Genomic DNA, 16,261 nt, shown 5'->3' on the forward strand with positions numbered 1-16,261 from the left:
GAGCGCGCCGGGTTGAGGCAAATTCTTCGAAGCGACCTAGGTGTTAGCTGTGCGTTCAGCCGCGATTGGTCACGCGGCCGGCGGGGAGGCGCTGAGCGGGCGGCGAGCGCCTAGCGCGCCTGGCCCTGCGAGGCGAGGAAACCCGCGACGCCGCGGACCATCGCGTCGGCGTACTTCTGCCTACCCTCGGCCGACTCCATCAGCGCCGAGTCCGCGGGGTTCTTCATGTTGCCGCACTCGACCAGGATCGACGGGTACTGCGCCAGGTTCAGCCCGGCGAGGTCCGAGCGTCCGTACAGCCCGTTCTGGCCGATGTAATTGGCCGGCGGAATCCCGGAGGCCTGCATCTGGTCGCGCATGATCCGGGCGTACTGCACCGACGGTCCGGCCTGGACCTGGTTGAGCGGCGGGGCCGAATAGTTGACGTGGAATCCCCGGCCCGATGCCGGGCCGCCGTCGGCGTGGATGCTCAGGACCGCATTGGGGTGCAACGCGTTGGCCATGTTGGCGCGCTCGTCGACGCACGGCCCCAGCCCGGTGTCGTTGCCGCGCGCCATGGCGGTCCGGACGCCGAGGGCGTTCAATTCCGCGCGGACACGCAGCGCGGTGTCCCAGGTGAAGGTGTGTTCCTGGTAGCCGCTGTTGGTCGACGTCCCGCTCGCCTGGCAATCCTTGGTGCCCCCGCGGCCGGTCGGCACCTGGCGGCCGATGGACGCGTCGTTGGAACCGTTGTGACCGGGATCGATGAACACCACCATGCCGGCGATGTTGGAGGGGACCCCCCATGCCGGCGGGACGGCGGTCGGGGTGATCGCGGCCGAAGCGGCCACCAGCACGCCGATGACCAACCTGATGCCGACACGCCTGCTCACTCGTAGGTCCACGGCGCAAAGGTAGCGTCGCGCGGTCTACGCTGGGTGTTTCGAATCGCCGGACACCCGCAGGCGAAACCAACTCGAGATCAAGATGCGAGGGGACTGTCATGCAACCCGGAGGCGACATGTCGGCGCTGCTGGCCCAGGCGCAGGAGATGCAGCAGAAGTTGATGGAAGCCCAGCAGCAGCTGGCCAATGCCGAGGTGCACGGCCAGGCCGGCGGAGGCTTGGTCAGGGTGACCGTGAAGGGCAGCGGCGAGGTGGTCGCGGTGCAGATCGATCCCAAGGTCGTCGACCCCGGGGACATCGAGACGCTGCAGGACTTGATCGTCGGGGCCATGGGCGACGCGTCGAAGCAGGTCACCCGCATGGCGCAGGAGCGGCTGGGCGCACTGGCCGGCGGTTTCGGTGGGCCGCCAGGACAGCCGCCGGCGCCGGAGCTGTAGATCCTCGAACATGTTTGAAGGACCCGTCCAGGATCTGATCGACGAGCTCGGCAAGCTGCCGGGCATCGGGCCAAAGAGCGCCCAGCGCATCGCCTTCCACCTGTTGTCGGTCGAACCGCCGGACATCGACCGGCTGACCGCGGCGCTGGGGAAGGTCCGCGACGGCGTGCGGTTCTGCGCGGTGTGCGGCAACGTCTCCGACAACGAGCGCTGCCGGATCTGCTCGGACCCACGCCGGGACGGCTCGCTGGTGTGCGTCGTCGAGGAGCCGAAGGACGTCCAGGCCGTCGAGCGCACCCGCGAGTTCCGCGGCCGCTACCACGTGCTGGGCGGCGCGCTGGATCCGCTGTCCGGGGTGGGGCCCGACCAGCTGCGGATCCGCGAGCTGCTGACCCGGATCGGGGAGCGGGTCGACGACGTCGACATCAGCGAGGTGATCATCGCCACCGACCCGAACACCGAGGGTGAGGCGACCGCCACCTACCTGGTCCGGATGCTGCGCGACATCCCGGGGCTGACCGTGACACGGATCGCGTCGGGGCTGCCGATGGGCGGCGACCTGGAGTTCGCCGACGAACTGACGCTGGGCCGCGCGCTCGCCGGCCGCCGGGCGATGGTCTGAGGTCGCTCAGGCTTTGGTCAATCGGAACGGCCGCGTGACCGTCGAGCCTGGACCGCCACACCCGTCGGATGTGGTCGTCCGGCCCTCACCGGCAAGCGACACGGCGTCGAAGCTGTAGTCGACGGTCGCCGGGACCGATGTTCCGTTCGCGCACGGCGCCTGCGTCGCGCCGCTGTGGGTCCAGCGTCCGTTCGCGAGGTCGAACTCCCAGCTGATGACGAACGTCCCGCCGTCCTGCGAGGTCGCCAGCGTGCAGTCCGACCCGCACGGGGCGAAAAGCCACGTGGTCGACTTGTCGCTGTCGGTATAGAGCACGGTGTAACGACCGCTCGGCACCTCCGGGGTGGCGTGCGCCGGCACCGGCGTAATCAATGCGGCCGCGACCAGCAGGGCGCCGCCGCCCGCCAACCCCGGCCGGCCGCTTCTCGCGATGTCATTCCGCACGTCAGCGCGCCCCTAACCGTTCCCGGCGCAGCAAGTCCACCTCGGGCAGGTCAAGCGGTGCCAGCTCACCCACGACCTTGCCCAGCAGCAGGTCGGCCAGCTCGGGATTGCGGGCCAGGCACGGCCCGTGCATATAGGTGGCCACGACGCTGCCCTGCACCGCGCCGTCGAAGCCGTCGCCCGCCCGGTTGCCGGCGCCCTTGACCACCGCGCCCAGCGGCGACGCGGCGGGGCCCAGGACGGTGCCGCCCCGATGGTTCTCGAAACCGGTGAGCCGGTGGGTCAGCCCGGGCAGCAGCGGCTTGGTGATCAGTTCGCCGATGGTGCGGGCGTCCTGCGGTGAGGTGGTCGCGTCGAGCAGGCCCACGCCGTCGACCCGTTCCCCCGCCGACGTCTCATACCAGCGCCCCAGCACCTGGACGGCGGCGCAGATCGCCAGCACGGGCGCTCCCCGTTCCGCGGCCCGCTGCAGCCCGGGATGCTTGATCAGGTGCCTGGTGGCCAGCCGCTGCGCGTAATCCTCGGCGCCGCCCAGGGTGTAGAGGTCCAGCGAGTCCGGCACCGGGTCCGCGAGCGTGATCTCGACGATCTCCGCGGCGATGCCCCGCAGTCGCAGCCGCTGGCGCAGCACCAGCGCGTTGCCGCCGTCGCCGTAGGTGCCCATCACGTCGGGCAGCACCAGCCCGATCCGCACGGTCGAGTCAGCCATGGCGCGCCAACGCCCGTTGCAGCTGGAGGAACGCGGTGTAGTTGGCGACGACCTCGACCCGCCCCGGCGGGCAGGACGCGATGGCCGCCACGGTGTCGTGCACCAGCGTGTGGTCGACGCCGGCGTAGCCCAGGCGCACCGCGAGGTCGGTGCCGCGTTCCCCGGCGGCCACCACGGCGGTGTGCTCGAAATGCTCGAAGCGCACGTCCCACAGCCAGGACAGGTCTTCGCCGTCGGGCACCTGCCCATTGACCGCGATGACCACCCCGGCCGCCAGCTTGTCCACCATGGACAGCGCCTCCTGCCAGCCGGCCGGGTTCTTGGCCAGCAGGATTCGCGCCTCGTGATCGCCGACGCGGACGGTCCGGTAGCGGCCGGCGACCTCGTCGACGCCCGACACGGCCGCCACCGCCTTCGAAGGATCCGCGCCCAGAGCGACCGCGGCGGCCACGGCCTGGGCGGCGTTGCCGCGATTGACCGCCCCCGGCAGCGCCAACCGCATCGGCAGCGCCAGTCCGTCGGGCCCGTACAGTGTCTCGTCGTCGAACCACCACTGCGGGCTGGGCCGTTTGAAGTCGGCGCCGGTGGAATACCAGTGGCCCTTCTCGCGCACGATGACCTCGCCGCTGCGCGGGCAGCTGACCGAGTCGTTCGCCCATGAGCCCCCCGCTGCCACCCACGCCACGTTCGGGCTGTCGTAGGCCGCCGACGTCATCAACACGTCGTCGCAGTTGGCGACGACAACGGCGTTCGGGTGCCGGGCCAGCCCGGCGCGCAGGGTGCGTTCGATGACGTTGATCTCGCCGACCCGGTCCAGCTGGTCGCGCGACAGGTTGAGCAGCACGACGACGGCGGGATCCACGGCGTCCGACACGTGCGGCACGTGCATCTCGTCGACTTCCAGGGCCGCCAGCGGCGCCTCGCGGTGCGCGGCCAGCGCGGCCACCAGGCCGGCGTCCATGTTGGCGCCCTCGGCATTGGTGGCCACCGAACCCAGCGTGCCCAGCGCGGCGGCGGTCATCCGGGTGGTGGTCGACTTGCCGTTGGTCCCGGTGACGACGACGGTGCGCCGGCCGGCCGCCAGCTGACGGAGGACCGAGCGGTCCAGGGTCATCGCGATCAGCCCGCCGATCATGGCGCCGGCCCCGCGTCCGGTCACCCGCGAAGCCCAGCGCGCGCTCGCTCCCGCGGCGAGGGCCAGGCGCGCACGGGTGGTGATCACCCGCGCAGTTTAAGGGCGACCGCAAGCGCGGCGCAGAGCGCCGGGCGCTGCGGGTCGCCCTCATCGAATAAGGGCGACCGCAAGCGCGGCGCAGAGCGCCGGGCGCTGCGGGTCGCCCTCATCGAATTCAGCGGCCGACACGATGCGCGACGACCAGGCGATGTCGGTCGGACGTGCCATCCTCAACTCATGAACCGGGTGTCCTGGGGGCGACCGGCCAGCGAGCCGGACGGGGGCTGGGCTGTCATCGATGTCGAGACCTCGGGCTTTCGCCCGGGTCAGGCACGGGTCATCAGCCTGGCGGTGCTGGGCCTCGACGACGACGGGCGCGTCGAGCAATCGGTGGTCAGCCTGCTCAACCCCGGGGTCGATCCCGGTCCCACCCACGTGCACGGCCTGACCCCCGCCATGCTGGAAGACCAACCGCAGTTCGCCGACGTCGTCGACGACGTGGTCAAGGTGTTGGACGGCCGCACGCTGGTGGCCCACAACGTCGCTTTCGACTACTCCTTCCTGGCCGCCGAGGCCGAACTCGCCGAGGCCGAACTGCCCATCGAGTCCGTCATGTGCACCGTCGAGCTGGCCCGGCGGTTGAACCTCGGCATCGACAACCTGCGGCTGGAGACCCTCGCGGCGCACTGGGGCGTGACCCAGGAACGGCCGCACGACGCCTTCGACGACGCGATGGTCTTGACCGGTGTGCTGGCGTCGGCGCTGAAGCGGGCGCGCGAGCGCGACATCTGGCTACCGGTGCATCCGGTGACGCGGCGGCGATGGCCGAACGGGCGCGTCACCCACGACGAGCTGCGCCCGTTGAAGGTGCTGGCCTCGCGGATGCCCTGCCCGTATCTCAACCCCGGCCATTACGTGACCGGCCGGCCGCTGGTGCAGGGCATGCGGGTGGCCCTGGCGGCCGAGGTCGGCCGCACCCACGAGGAACTCGTCGAGCGGATCCTGCACGTCGGACTGGCCTACAGCGACACCGTCGACGGGGAGACGTCGCTAGTGATCTGCAACGACCCGGCCCCGGACCAGGGCAAGGGCTACCTGGCCCGCCAGCTGGGCATCCCGGTGATCTCCGACACGCAATTCATGGATTCCATCCGCGCGGTCGTCGGGGGCACCAGCATGGAGGAATTCACCGACACCACCGCGGTCGACCAGCAGCTCGCGCTGTTCTGAGCTCGGTCAGGGCCCACCGCGCCAGTGCTCGATGCGGTGATGGTCAGGTGTGAACCCGTGATCTACGCCCCACAGCACGGCCTGAGTCCGACTGCCCACGCCGATTTTGCGATAGATCGTGCGGATGTACGACTTCACCGTGTTGGGGCTCAGGTAGGTCAACCGTGCCACGTCGGCATTGCTCTTACCCTGGGTGATCAGCGCCAGGATCTCCGCTTCCCGGTCGCTGAGCCCTTCGTTACGGCCGGGCCAGTCCAGCCCGGGCGCGCTGCGCGGCCGCCCGGTCACCGGGCTGATGACCACCTCGCCCGAATGCACCGCCTCCAAAGCGGCGACCAGTTCGCGGGCCGGCAGGGTCTTGGACAGATATCCGTGAGCGCCATGGCGCCGTGCGCTCTCGACGAGGTCGGGGTGAAAGTTCCAGGTGTAGACGACAACCCGGTGTGCTCGGGGGTTCGCCGTCAAAACTCCGATCTCCTCTTGATCGGATTCGGGTTGGGCGAATGAGTCGTAGAGCACGATGTCGACGACGTCGTCGACGGGCATGGTGGAGTCCAGTTCCGCTATGACGACGCGGTCCCGGTAGGGGTCCAACATGTTGGCGACGCCCTTCACGACGATGTCGTAGTCGTCGACGAGCGCGACGGTGATCGGCGCGCTGGCGCGTGACGGTCGCGTCATGGCGGGAAGATTACCTACCTAGGGGTGTATTGGTACCCCCCTTAGGGGTGGTCGACTGAAGTCGGTGCCGGGCAACCGGCCGCACGAGGTAGTCACGCATCCGGAGGGGAAGACTCATCATGATCATTCTCGGCATCGTCCTGCTGGTCGCAGGATTTCTGCTCAAGATCTCGATCCTGTGGACGATCGGGATCATCCTGTTGGTCATCGGCGCGATCCTCGCGGTCCTGGGCAACGTCGGACGCCCCGTCGCCGGCCGCCGACACTATTTCTGAACGGCGCAAGCGTTAGCCGGCTTCGCGACCCTTGGGGCGGCGGCGACACGCGAGGCCATCGACGGGCCCTTCCGCCACAGCGCTGTGGCGGCGGGGCCCGCCTAGCGCTTTGGGGCGCGACCCGCGGCGCCCGGCGTCAGCGCCGCGCTTGCGATCGGCCCTAGCGTTTTGGGGCCGACCCGCGGCGCCCGGCGTCAGCGCCGCGCTTGCGATCGGCCCTAGCGTTTTGGGGCGACCCGCGGCGCCCGGCGTCAGCGCCGCGCTTGCGATCGGCCCTAGCGCGACGCGCGGTTGACCGCCGACACGACGGCGCGCAGCGACGCGGTGGTGATCGACGGCGCGATGCCGACGCCCCACACCGTGCGGCCGTTGACCGACGCCTCCACGTACGCGGCGGCCTGCGCGTCGTCACCGGCGCTCATCGCGTGCTCGGAATAGTCGAGGACCGCGACGTCGAATCCCACGCCGCCCAGCGCGTGCACGAACGCCGCCAGGGGGCCGTTGCCGGCGCCGCTGATCTCAGTCTCGGTCCCGTTGACCTTTACGGTCGCGGCGATCGTGGTGGTGCCGCTGTCTTCCTCCGACGCCTCGACGCGCTGCTTCATCCGCTCCAGCGGCCACACCGGCGCCAGGTACTCCTCGTAGAACGCGTCCCACATTTCCTTCGGGGAGACCTCGCCGCCCTCACCTTCGGTGATCTTCTGGATTGCCTGGGAGAATTCGATCTGCAGCCGCCGCGGCAGCGCCAGGCCGTGGTCGGACTTCATGATGTAGGCCACGCCGCCCTTGCCGGACTGCGAGTTGACCCGGATCACCGCCTCGTAGGTGCGACCGACGTCCTTGGGGTCGATCGGCAGGTACGGCACCTGCCAGAGCATGTCCTCGACGTCGGCGTCCGCGGCGTCCGCATCGATCTTCATCTGATCCAGGCCCTTGTTGATCGCGTCCTGATGGCTGCCGGAGAACGCGGTGTAGACCAGGTCCCCGCCGTAGGGGTGACGCTCGGGCACCGGCAGCTGGTTGCAGTACTCCACCGTGCGACGGATCTCGTCGATGTTGGAGAAATCGATCTGGGGGTCCACGCCGCGGGAGAACAGGTTCAGCCCCAGCGTCACCAGGCACACGTTGCCGGTGCGCTCGCCGTTGCCGAACAGGCAGCCCTCGATCCGGTCGGCACCGGCGGCGAAGCCCAATTCGGCTGCGGCGACGGCTGTTCCGCGATCGTTGTGTGGGTGCAGGCTCAGGATGACGGATTCCCGGTTGGCCAGGTTGCGGCTCATCCACTCGATCGAGTCGGCGTAGACGTTGGGAGTGGCCATCTCCACCGTGGCCGGCAGGTTGAAGATGATCGGGTTGTCCGGCGTCGGCGCGATGATCTCGCCGACGGCGTCACACACCTGCCTCGCGTACTCCAGCTCGGTTCCGGTGTAGGACTCCGGCGAGTATTCGAAACGCCATTGTGTACCAGGGTATTTGGCCGCCTCCTCGACGCACTTGCGCGCGCCGTCGGTGGCGATGGCCTGCACAGCGGCCCGGTCGGCGCGAAAAACCACGCGGCGCTGCAGGATTGACGTCGAGTTGTAGAAGTGCACGATGGCCCGCGGCGCGCCCTCGCAGGCCAGGAACGTGCGCTCGATGAGTTCGGGGCGGCACTGGGTCAGCACCTGAATGGTGACGTCGTCGGGAATGGCGCCGTCGGTGATGATCTCGCGAACGAAGTCGAAGTCGGTTTGACTGGCCGACGGGAAGCCGACCTCGATCTCCTTGTAACCCATGCGGACCAGCAGATCGAACATGCGGCGCTTGCGGGTGGGGCTCATCGGGTCGATCAGCGCCTGATTGCCGTCGCGCAGGTCCACCGCGCACCACAGCGGGGCGCGGTCGACGACTCGGTCGGGCCAGGTGCGGTCGGGAAGCCGGATCGGCTCGACTTCCTCGGCGAAGGACCGGTACCGGTTGACCCGCATCGCCGAACCGCGCTGGGGGTTCCATGCGGGCTGGCCGGGTCCCGGCGGGCCCGCGGGTTTGACGATCGAACGTGTTGACGTATAGGCGTCGGGATTGGAAGTCACGGTAGTTGCTCCGGGGGTGTCAGAAGGAACCTCAGACCGGCGCATCGCGAACACCCGCGACGGGAAGCCGGTCTGGATCAGACCCCGTCGCGGCGTCCGAGGAGGAGCACCCGCTGCACGAGGAGAACTCTACCGCGATTGGCGTCACGGAGAAAATTGCGCTAAAACTCGCTCAAAACCGCAGGCTGTGGTGCTTAGCAACGCTGCGTAAACCGTTATGCGCAGCCACGTATTCTGTTGTGGGTTTAAAACGTGCCGGAAGGGCGGAAAAGTAGTGGCGCTCGTCGTGCAAAAGTACGGCGGATCCTCGGTGGCCGACGCCGATCGGATCCGTCGTGTCGCCGAGCGCATCGTCGCGACCAAGAAGCAGGGGAACGACGTCGTCGTGGTGGTCTCGGCCATGGGCGACACCACCGACGACCTGATGGACCTGGCCCAGCAGGTGTGCCCGGCCCCACCGCCGCGCGAGCTCGACATGTTGCTGACCGCCGGCGAGCGCATCTCCAACGCGCTGGTGGCCATGGCGATCGAGTCCCTGGGAGCGCAGGCGCGCTCGTTCACCGGTTCGCAGGCCGGCGTCATCACCACCGGCACCCACGGCAACGCGAAGATCATCGAGGTCACCCCGGGGCGGCTGCAAGCCGCGCTCGATGAGGGGCGCATCGTGCTGGTCGCGGGGTTCCAGGGCGTCAGCCAGGACACCCGCGACGTCACGACGCTGGGCCGCGGCGGCTCGGACACCACCGCGGTGGCCCTGGCCGCCGCGCTGCACGCGGATGTCTGCGAGATCTACACCGACGTGGACGGCATCTTCACCGCCGACCCGCGCATCGTGCACAACGCGCGCCGGCTGGACAAGGTGACCTTCGAGGAGATGCTCGAAATGGCGGCCTGCGGCGCGAAGGTGCTGATGCTGCGCTGTGTGGAATACGCCCGCCGCTACAACATTCCGGTGCACGTCCGCTCGTCGTATTCGGACAAGCCAGGCACCGTCGTCGTCGGATCGATCAAGGACATAGCCATGGAAGACCCCATCCTGACCGGAGTCGCGCACGATCGCAGCGAGGCCAAGGTGACCATCGTCGGCATCCCCGATATCCCCGGGTATGCGTCCCGGGTGTTCCGGGCCGTCGCGGACGCCGACGTGAACATCGACATGGTGTTGCAGAACGTCTCCAAGGTCGAAGACGGCAAGACCGACATCACCTTCACCTGCTCGCGGGACAGCGGGCCGACGGCGGTGGCCAAGCTGGACGCGCTCAAGGACGAGATCGGCTTCACTTCACTGCTCTACGACGACCACATCGGCAAGGTGTCGCTGATCGGCGCGGGCATGCGCAGCCACCCCGGCGTCACCGCGACCTTCTGTGAGGCCCTGGCGGAGGTGGGCGTCAACATCGAGCTGATCTCCACCTCCGAGATCCGCATCTCGGTGCTGTGCCGCGACACCGAACTAGATAAGGCCGTCGTGGCGTTGCACGAAGCGTTCGGGCTCGGCGGCGACGAGTCGGCGACGGTGTATGCGGGAACGGGTAGATAGATGGTTGCGATTGGGGTGGTAGGCGCCACCGGCCAGGTGGGCCAGGTGATGCGCAGGTTGCTCGACGAGCGGGACTTCCCGGCGTCGAACGCTGGGGGGTCGGTGCGGTTTTTCGCCTCGTCCCGCTCACAGGGGCGCAAGCTGGAATTTCGCGGCCAGGAGATCGAGGTCGAGGACGCCGCGACCGCCGACCCGACCGGGCTGGACATCGCGCTGTTCTCCGCCGGCAAGACGATGTCGCTGGTGCAGGCGCCGCGGTTCGCCGCTGCCGGGGTGACGGTGATCGACAACTCGTCGGCGTGGCGCAAGGACCCCGACGTGCCGCTGGTGGTGTCCGAGGTGAACTTCGAGCGGGACGCGCACCGCAGACCCAAAGGCATCATCGCCAATCCGAACTGCACCACGATGGCCGCGATGCCGGTGCTCAAGGTGCTGCACGACGAGGCCGGGCTGACCCGCCTGGTGGTCTCGAGCTATCAGGCGGTGTCGGGCAGCGGGCTGGTCGGCGTCGAGGAGCTGGCGACGCAGGCGCGCGCGGTCATCGACGACGCCGAGCAGTTGGTGCACGACGGCTCCGCGGTCGAGTTTCCGGCGCCCAAGACCTACGTCGCACCGATCGCCTTCAACGTGGTGCCGTTGGCCGGGTCCCTGGTCGACGACGGCTCCGGGGAGACCGACGAAGACCAGAAGCTTCGGCACGAGAGCCGCAAGATCCTCGGCATTCCCGACCTGGCGGTCAGCGGGACCTGCGTGCGGGTGCCGGTCTTCACGGGGCACTCATTGTCGATCAACGCCGAGTTCGCCCGGCCGCTGTCACCCGAGCGTGCCCGGGCGCTGCTCGACGGCGCGCCCGGCGTCAAGGTCGTCGACGTGCCGACCCCGTTGGCGGCCGCGGGCGTCGACGAATCGCTGGTCGGTCGCATCCGGCAGGACCCGGGTGTCCCCGACGGGCGGGGCCTCGCCCTGTTCGTTTCGGGAGACAACTTGCGCAAGGGCGCCGCGCTGAACACCATCCAGATTGCCGAGCTGCTGGCCGCCCAGCTGTAATAGGCGGGTGAGCACCGCCCACACCCGACTGGTCGCACGGTGCTCGCTTGCTCTGATTCTGTTTGTCCCGCAATGGTTTTGGGTGGCGCACGCCGACCCGCCCGCGCCGGTTCCCGAACCAATCGTGCAGCCGCTGGCGCCCGGCCAGGTGCTGCGGATCGGCCCCACGGCCGGCACCGGCACCCCGACCGGCGACTACGGCATCGGCGCGACCGACCTCTGTGAGTTCGTCGAGTTCCCCACCGAACTGCTGCAGGTCTGCGGCGACAGCTTCGCCGGCCAAGGCGTCGGTTTCGGTGGCTGGTACGCGCCGGTGGCGCTGCACGTGGACACCGCTTCCGTCGACGACCCCGCCGGCGTGCGCTACACCGGTGTGACGGGGGTCAGCAAACCGCTGCTGGCCGATCCCGCCCCGCCGGATACCTCGCAGCTGCCCGCGGGCGTCGTGCAGGTCAATCGGCGCAACTACATGATGGTGACGACGACGAAGAACCTGGAGCCGCAGAGCTCCCGGCTCGTCACGGCCGAGCCCGCGCGGGCGGGCTGGCAGACCATCGCCGGGTCGCGCCGACCCGCGTCGTACCAGGGCGGCTCGCAGACACAGATCAGCGGCTACTACGACCCGATCCCGACGCCGGACTCGCCCACCGGCTGGGTGTACATCGTGGCCGACAGCTTCACCCGCAGGGATCCCGTCGTGCTGTATCGGGCCACGCCGCAAACGTTTACCGACCGGTCCCGTTGGCAGGGCTGGGCGGGGGGACCCAACGGCGGCTGGGGCAAGCCCCCCACCCCGCTGTGGCCGGACGCGGTGGGCGAGATGTGCGTGCGGCAAATCGACGGGAAGGCCGTGCTGTCGTACTTCAACGCGGTCACCGGCAACATGGAGGTCCGCGTGGCCGACGATCCGACGGTGCTGGGCGACGCGCCGGTGACCACGGTGGTGCAGCACGACGAGTGGCCGGAGCCGGCGGAAAGTCTGCCGCCGCCCTACGACAACCGGCTCGCGCAACCGTACGGCGGATACATCTCGCCCGGCTCCACGCTCGACGAGCTGCGAATCTTCGTCAGCCAGTGGGACACTCGCGCGCGCGTGGCCGCCCCGTATCGGGTGATCCAGTTCGCCGTCAACCCGTTCAAGCCGGAGTAGCGAGAAGTCGCCTCCCGCCGCGGCGATATGCCAGACATCGCTGACCAGCGGTGAAACGATATTGGCGTGAACGGCAGTCGCGGCGCTCGGCGCTCTGTGATGACTTCTCTGCGGTCGTTCGCATTGTTATTGGCCGACTATCGCTGGCACGTGCTCGCCGGGGTGGGCGTCGCGGCGCTCGTTCTGGGCAATATCGGGTTCTGGCAGTTGTGGAAGCATCATCCTGAACCGAGCGACATCGTCTTCTGGAGCTTCAAGCTGTTCACGGCGTCGACCCCGGTCGACGATCACCTGCCCGTCACGCTGGATATCGCCCGCTTCCTGGCCCCGCTCGTCGCCGGCTTCGCGGGGCTCAGTGGCTTGGCGTCGCTGTTCCGCGACCGGGTGCAGCAGATGCGGATACCGCTGATGACCGGCCACGTGGTCGTCTGCGGGCTCGGAGATGTGGGCAGCGCGTTTCTGCACCACCTCCGCGAGGCCGGGGATCGGGTGGTTGTCATCGACTCGGACGCGGCGAATCCGAACATGCAGCTGTGCCACGGCTGGGGTGTGCCGGTGATCGTCGGCGATGCGCAGCAGGAACGAACCCTGCAGGCGGCTGGTGTCCGCCGCGCATCGCGGCTGCTCGCGCTGTGTCCGAACGACGCGGTCAACACCGAGATCGTCGCCGTTGCCAGCCTGCTTGCGGGTGGTCGTTCCGGCAATGTGCTGACCTGTCTGGCCCAGATCGGAGACCCGGAGCTGTGCGCGCTGCTCAGGATCCGGGAGGCCGAGCGCGCCGATGCGGCGTCGGCGCTGGACTTCTTCAACACCGACGAGATCGGCGCGCGGTTGCTGCTCGACGAGTTTCCCGTCGACACCGAGCGCGATCGCCCGCACATCCTCATCGCCGGCCTCGATGCGCTGGGCGCCTGGGTCGTGTACCACGCGGCCCGGGATTGGTATGACCACCGCCGCGACGACACTGCGGCGCTGGTGGTCACCGTCGTCGACAGCCAGGCCGACCGCCGGGTGCAGTTGCTCCTCGGCCACTATCCCGCCCTCGAGCAGGTCTGCAGCTTCATCACGCTGCCCGCGGCCGTCAGCAACATCCACCGGCTGCGCGCCTACCACGCCGATGCGGGAGCGCCACCACTGGCCCGCGCCTACGTGACCGCCGACAACGACGAGCAATCCGTTGAGCTGGCATTGCAGTTGAGGCATGAACTCGATGCGGCCGTCCCGTTGGTCGTCGCGCTGGCCCGGTCGCGCGGGGTTGCCCGCCTCCTCGACGAGGCCGGCAGCGCCGGCGGACCCGACATCGACGTCTTCCCGACTCTCGAACGAACCTGCACGGTCGAACTCACCCGCGGCGGTTCGTATGAGGCCATCGCCCATGCCATCCACCGTCGCTGGTGCGCCGAACAACTCGCGTCCGGCAAGCCTGCGCCGCCGTGGTCAGAGCTCGACGAATCACGCAAAGATTCCAGCCGCTCGCAGGCGCGCCACATTGGGGTCAAGCTGCGAAGCATCGGTTGTGACCTTGCGCCCTTGCGTGACTGGGACGCTTCGGAATTCGTGTTCAGCACCGATGAGGTCGACACGCTCGCGGTCGGCGAGCACGACCGCTGGATGGCCGAGCGCCTCGCCGACGGATGGTCCCTGGGTGAGAAGGACATCGAAAACAAGAAGACCCCGTATCTGGTGCCCTTCTCCGACCTGCCCGACGACGTCGCCGACTACGACCGCGTGTTTGTGCGGGAGATCCCCGCCCTTCTCGCCTCGGCCGGTCTGCAGGTGATCCGCACACAGCGGAAGTGAGAACGGCCGCAACCCTCAGAACTTCGGTCCCGCGGACTTCGGCACCTTGACGGCCATTTTCCCGGCGATCACGCTGGCCTGATCGGTGATGTGGTCTCCGCACACCTTGACGTCGATCACATAAGCGGACGCCGACTGCAACACCCGCTGGCACGCGTAGCTGGGACCGCCACCCTGTTGTCTGTACATCTGCGTGATCTGCGGGGCGTGCCCGGTGAGGTTCTCCACGATCCACGTGTAAGCGCGGCCGTTGTCGAGGTAGGTCGCGGTCACCGTCTTCCCGTCGCAAGCCGCCCACTCATTGGCCGAGCGCCTCACGAAGTCCAGGGCTTGATCTCTGCTCGAAAAGGCAGCCACGGCTTGGTCGACGAAGTGATGATTGCCCTCGCCTGCCCGCACCCAGCCACCCGAGTCCTCCAACGCCGCCCAGTCGAGCTGCTTTTCGCCGCTGTCTTCATACGTCAGGTCCGCACCGGGGTAGAGCACACCCATGCACCACCGTGGCGACACGTCAACCGCCTTGCTGACGTCCTTGAACGTCGTGCCTTGGTTGTCCGGGGTTTTCGCCATATTGGAGGTTCCCGTGATGGAGTTGATCTCCGCGTCGTTCAGCAGGATGGAGTCCAGGGACAGGGGGGCGGGAGCCGGCTTCGGCCTAAGGAGCAGCACCGCGGCGACGATGATCGCGATCAGAACGGCCAAACCCGCGCCGCCGGCGACGAGCCACCTGGCGCGCGGCCGGTGACTCTTGCCGATCTTGGGAGCGTGCGGCGGCGCGGCGTCGGAGCCCTCCGCCGGGACCGCTCCCGATTCGGGTTCCGCGGGCGCGCTTGGCGTCGTAGCGGGCGCGGCCGCGGTTGCAGGTTCCTCGTCGACCGACTTCAGCAGCGCGTCGATGCTGTTTCGCGCCTGATAGGTGACATCGGGACGGTCGCGCAGCTTGGCCAGCAATCGGGCGATGTCGCGGCGCGCAGCCGGATCGGCCCCGTCCTCGTGCAGCCCCGCCTTCAGCTCCGACACCAACTCGGCCTGCTGGCGGGCGCTGAGCTCCGGGTCGGAAAGGGTGGTGCCCAGCCGCATCAGGTAGGCGAAGGGCACCGGCGGTTCCTCGGGCAGAGGTGACGGCAGCGGCTCAAGCTTTTCCTTCAGCTCATGCACCGCTTCGATCAGCTGAATACCGCTGTCCACGGTCGGATTTCGGTAGTCGATGACCTGCGTCTCCGCCAGCGGAGTGAGCCGCATGGAATCGACCGGGCCCACCTGGACGGGAAGGATCGGACGGCGCAGCGCCTCGGCGTAGCGCAACTCGGCTTGGCAGGGTTTCGACGCCATCGAGTTGTTCGACAGCGCAAAGACGAAGACGTCGCAGCCCCGGATTTGCTCGAGGATGGTGCGCCACCATGTGTCACCGCCGCCCAACGTCTCGTCCACCCACACGGGCTGACGCGCGTCCCGCAACGCCTTCAGGAGATTCTGGATCGCCGCCTTGTCCTGGCTGGAGTGACTGACAAATAGCGTCATGCTTTCTCCTGATACAGGGTCGGCGGTTTGTCGGTCTGCGGGCGGCTGCGTCACTGTTGAGGCGTTTCAGGCAGCGTAAATCTTCGGTGGTGGAGCAGGTGGCTGATTGGGAGGCCGCGAACCGATGCGTTCGGTGTCGCCTGCAATTGCGTTGGAGCAAGCTGACCCTTCTACCAGGCAAGATGCCTGTTCATCTCACAGCTGCTACTTAAGTGATGCATAGCCGCGACTGGTGTTAACACCTTCATCATTTGTCTCATGAGTGAAACATCTGAAACCCCCACCGCGCGGACCTCCACCGCAACCGCCCCGGCACCTGCAACCGCAGCCGCGCTGTACAAGACCCCGAGGGTCTTCATCGCCGCGGCATGGGTCGCCATTGTCGCCGGAATAGTGTTCATCGTCTCCGTCATCTTCTTCACCGGAATGGCGCTGGGACACCACGGCGGTCATCACCACCACCACAAGCACCACGCGGCGTGGATGCATCCGCACCGCATGGGCGGTCCGGGTGGCCCGGGTGCCCAGCAGGGTGGGCCCGCCGGCGTCCAGCAGGGCGGACCCGCGTCGGCGACCCCCGGCGCCCCCGGGCCCAGCCAGATCCCGTCGTCGGTCGCCCCGACCCGGACGCCGTAGTCCAACCCGTTCCTGACCAAGCAGCAGCCCGGTGCTCGC

At 68.5% G+C, this 16,261-nt stretch carries 16 protein-coding genes; 9 read left to right on the top strand and 7 right to left on the bottom strand.

Annotation, left to right across the window (positions count from 1 at the left end; translation table 11 throughout):
- Window positions 1-110: 110 nt before the first annotated feature.
- Window positions 111-884: an Rv3717 family N-acetylmuramoyl-L-alanine amidase gene (locus tag H7J89_RS10795; RefSeq protein WP_264043274.1), complete on the bottom strand. Its 774-nt coding sequence runs from the start codon at window positions 882-884 to the stop codon at window positions 111-113.
- Between the two features lie 98 nt (window positions 885-982).
- Here H7J89_RS10795 and H7J89_RS10800 point away from each other — a divergent pair, with 98 nt between their 5' ends.
- Window positions 983-1,321: a YbaB/EbfC family nucleoid-associated protein gene (locus H7J89_RS10800; RefSeq protein ID WP_264043276.1), complete on the top strand. Its 339-nt coding sequence runs from the start codon at window positions 983-985 to the stop codon at window positions 1,319-1,321.
- A 10-nt stretch (window positions 1,322-1,331) separates the two neighbouring features.
- Window positions 1,332-1,943, top strand: a complete 612-nt coding sequence (gene recR, locus H7J89_RS10805) for a recombination mediator RecR (RefSeq protein ID WP_264043278.1) — start codon at window positions 1,332-1,334, stop codon at window positions 1,941-1,943.
- A 6-nt stretch (window positions 1,944-1,949) separates the two neighbouring features.
- On the opposite strand, the gene H7J89_RS10810 is transcribed toward recR, so the two are convergent.
- Genes H7J89_RS10810 through H7J89_RS10820 form a run of 3 tightly spaced genes read right to left on the bottom strand, consistent with a single transcriptional unit; the run spans window position 1,950 to window position 4,318 of the window.
- On the bottom strand, window positions 1,950-2,387 hold the full coding sequence (locus H7J89_RS10810; RefSeq protein WP_264043280.1) for a hypothetical protein: 438 nt from the start codon (window positions 2,385-2,387) through the stop codon (window positions 1,950-1,952).
- A gap of 1 nt (window position 2,388) precedes the next feature.
- Entirely contained in the window at window positions 2,389-3,096 is a 708-nt protein-coding gene (locus tag H7J89_RS10815; protein ID WP_264043282.1) for a type 1 glutamine amidotransferase, read from the bottom strand.
- On the bottom strand, window positions 3,089-4,318 hold the full coding sequence (locus H7J89_RS10820; RefSeq protein WP_264043284.1) for a Mur ligase family protein: 1,230 nt from the start codon (window positions 4,316-4,318) through the stop codon (window positions 3,089-3,091). The genes H7J89_RS10815 and H7J89_RS10820 overlap by 8 nt, the downstream gene beginning before the upstream one ends.
- Window positions 4,319-4,507: 189 nt before the next feature.
- Here H7J89_RS10820 and H7J89_RS10825 point away from each other — a divergent pair, with 189 nt between their 5' ends.
- Window positions 4,508-5,500, top strand: coding sequence for a DEDDh family exonuclease (locus H7J89_RS10825; protein ID WP_264043286.1), 993 nt, complete (start codon window positions 4,508-4,510; stop codon window positions 5,498-5,500).
- A 6-nt stretch (window positions 5,501-5,506) separates the two neighbouring features.
- On the opposite strand, the gene H7J89_RS10830 is transcribed toward H7J89_RS10825, so the two are convergent.
- Window positions 5,507-6,181, bottom strand: a complete 675-nt coding sequence (locus H7J89_RS10830; RefSeq protein ID WP_264043288.1) for a LuxR C-terminal-related transcriptional regulator — start codon at window positions 6,179-6,181, stop codon at window positions 5,507-5,509.
- A gap of 119 nt (window positions 6,182-6,300) precedes the next feature.
- On the opposite strand from H7J89_RS10830, the gene H7J89_RS10835 reads away from it, so the two are divergent.
- The gene (locus tag H7J89_RS10835; protein WP_197503757.1) at window positions 6,301-6,456 is read left to right on the top strand and encodes a DUF6131 family protein; all 156 of its coding nucleotides are present in this window, start codon (window positions 6,301-6,303) and stop codon (window positions 6,454-6,456) included.
- A gap of 275 nt (window positions 6,457-6,731) precedes the next feature.
- Here H7J89_RS10835 and leuA read toward each other — a convergent pair whose 3' ends face one another.
- The gene (leuA, locus tag H7J89_RS10840; RefSeq protein WP_264043291.1) at window positions 6,732-8,573 is read right to left on the bottom strand and encodes a 2-isopropylmalate synthase; all 1,842 of its coding nucleotides are present in this window, start codon (window positions 8,571-8,573) and stop codon (window positions 6,732-6,734) included.
- Between the two features lie 229 nt (window positions 8,574-8,802).
- Between leuA and H7J89_RS10845 the strand changes: the two genes are divergently transcribed.
- From H7J89_RS10845 to H7J89_RS10860, 4 genes are all read left to right on the top strand, one after another.
- Entirely contained in the window at window positions 8,803-10,068 is a 1,266-nt protein-coding gene (locus tag H7J89_RS10845; protein ID WP_264043292.1) for an aspartate kinase, read from the top strand.
- Complete coding sequence (locus H7J89_RS10850; RefSeq protein ID WP_264043295.1) at window positions 10,069-11,115, top strand: aspartate-semialdehyde dehydrogenase; 1,047 nt, start codon at window positions 10,069-10,071, stop codon at window positions 11,113-11,115.
- 7 nt (window positions 11,116-11,122) lie between these two features.
- On the top strand, window positions 11,123-12,265 hold the full coding sequence (locus tag H7J89_RS10855) for a DUF4185 domain-containing protein (protein ID WP_264043297.1): 1,143 nt from the start codon (window positions 11,123-11,125) through the stop codon (window positions 12,263-12,265).
- A gap of 99 nt (window positions 12,266-12,364) precedes the next feature.
- The gene (locus H7J89_RS10860) at window positions 12,365-14,065 is read left to right on the top strand and encodes an NAD-binding protein (protein ID WP_264043299.1); all 1,701 of its coding nucleotides are present in this window, start codon (window positions 12,365-12,367) and stop codon (window positions 14,063-14,065) included.
- Window positions 14,066-14,080: 15 nt separating this feature from the next.
- Here the strand turns inward: H7J89_RS10860 and H7J89_RS10865 are convergent, their stop codons facing one another.
- Window positions 14,081-15,586: a sensor domain-containing protein gene (locus tag H7J89_RS10865; RefSeq protein WP_264043301.1), complete on the bottom strand. Its 1,506-nt coding sequence runs from the start codon at window positions 15,584-15,586 to the stop codon at window positions 14,081-14,083.
- Between the two features lie 258 nt (window positions 15,587-15,844).
- Here H7J89_RS10865 and H7J89_RS10870 point away from each other — a divergent pair, with 258 nt between their 5' ends.
- The gene (locus tag H7J89_RS10870) at window positions 15,845-16,222 is read left to right on the top strand and encodes a hypothetical protein (protein WP_264043303.1); all 378 of its coding nucleotides are present in this window, start codon (window positions 15,845-15,847) and stop codon (window positions 16,220-16,222) included.
- Window positions 16,223-16,261: the final 39 nt, after the last annotated feature.

Source organism: Mycobacterium paraffinicum (assembly GCF_025822865.1).
Classification (GTDB): domain Bacteria; phylum Actinomycetota; class Actinomycetes; order Mycobacteriales; family Mycobacteriaceae; genus Mycobacterium; species Mycobacterium paraffinicum.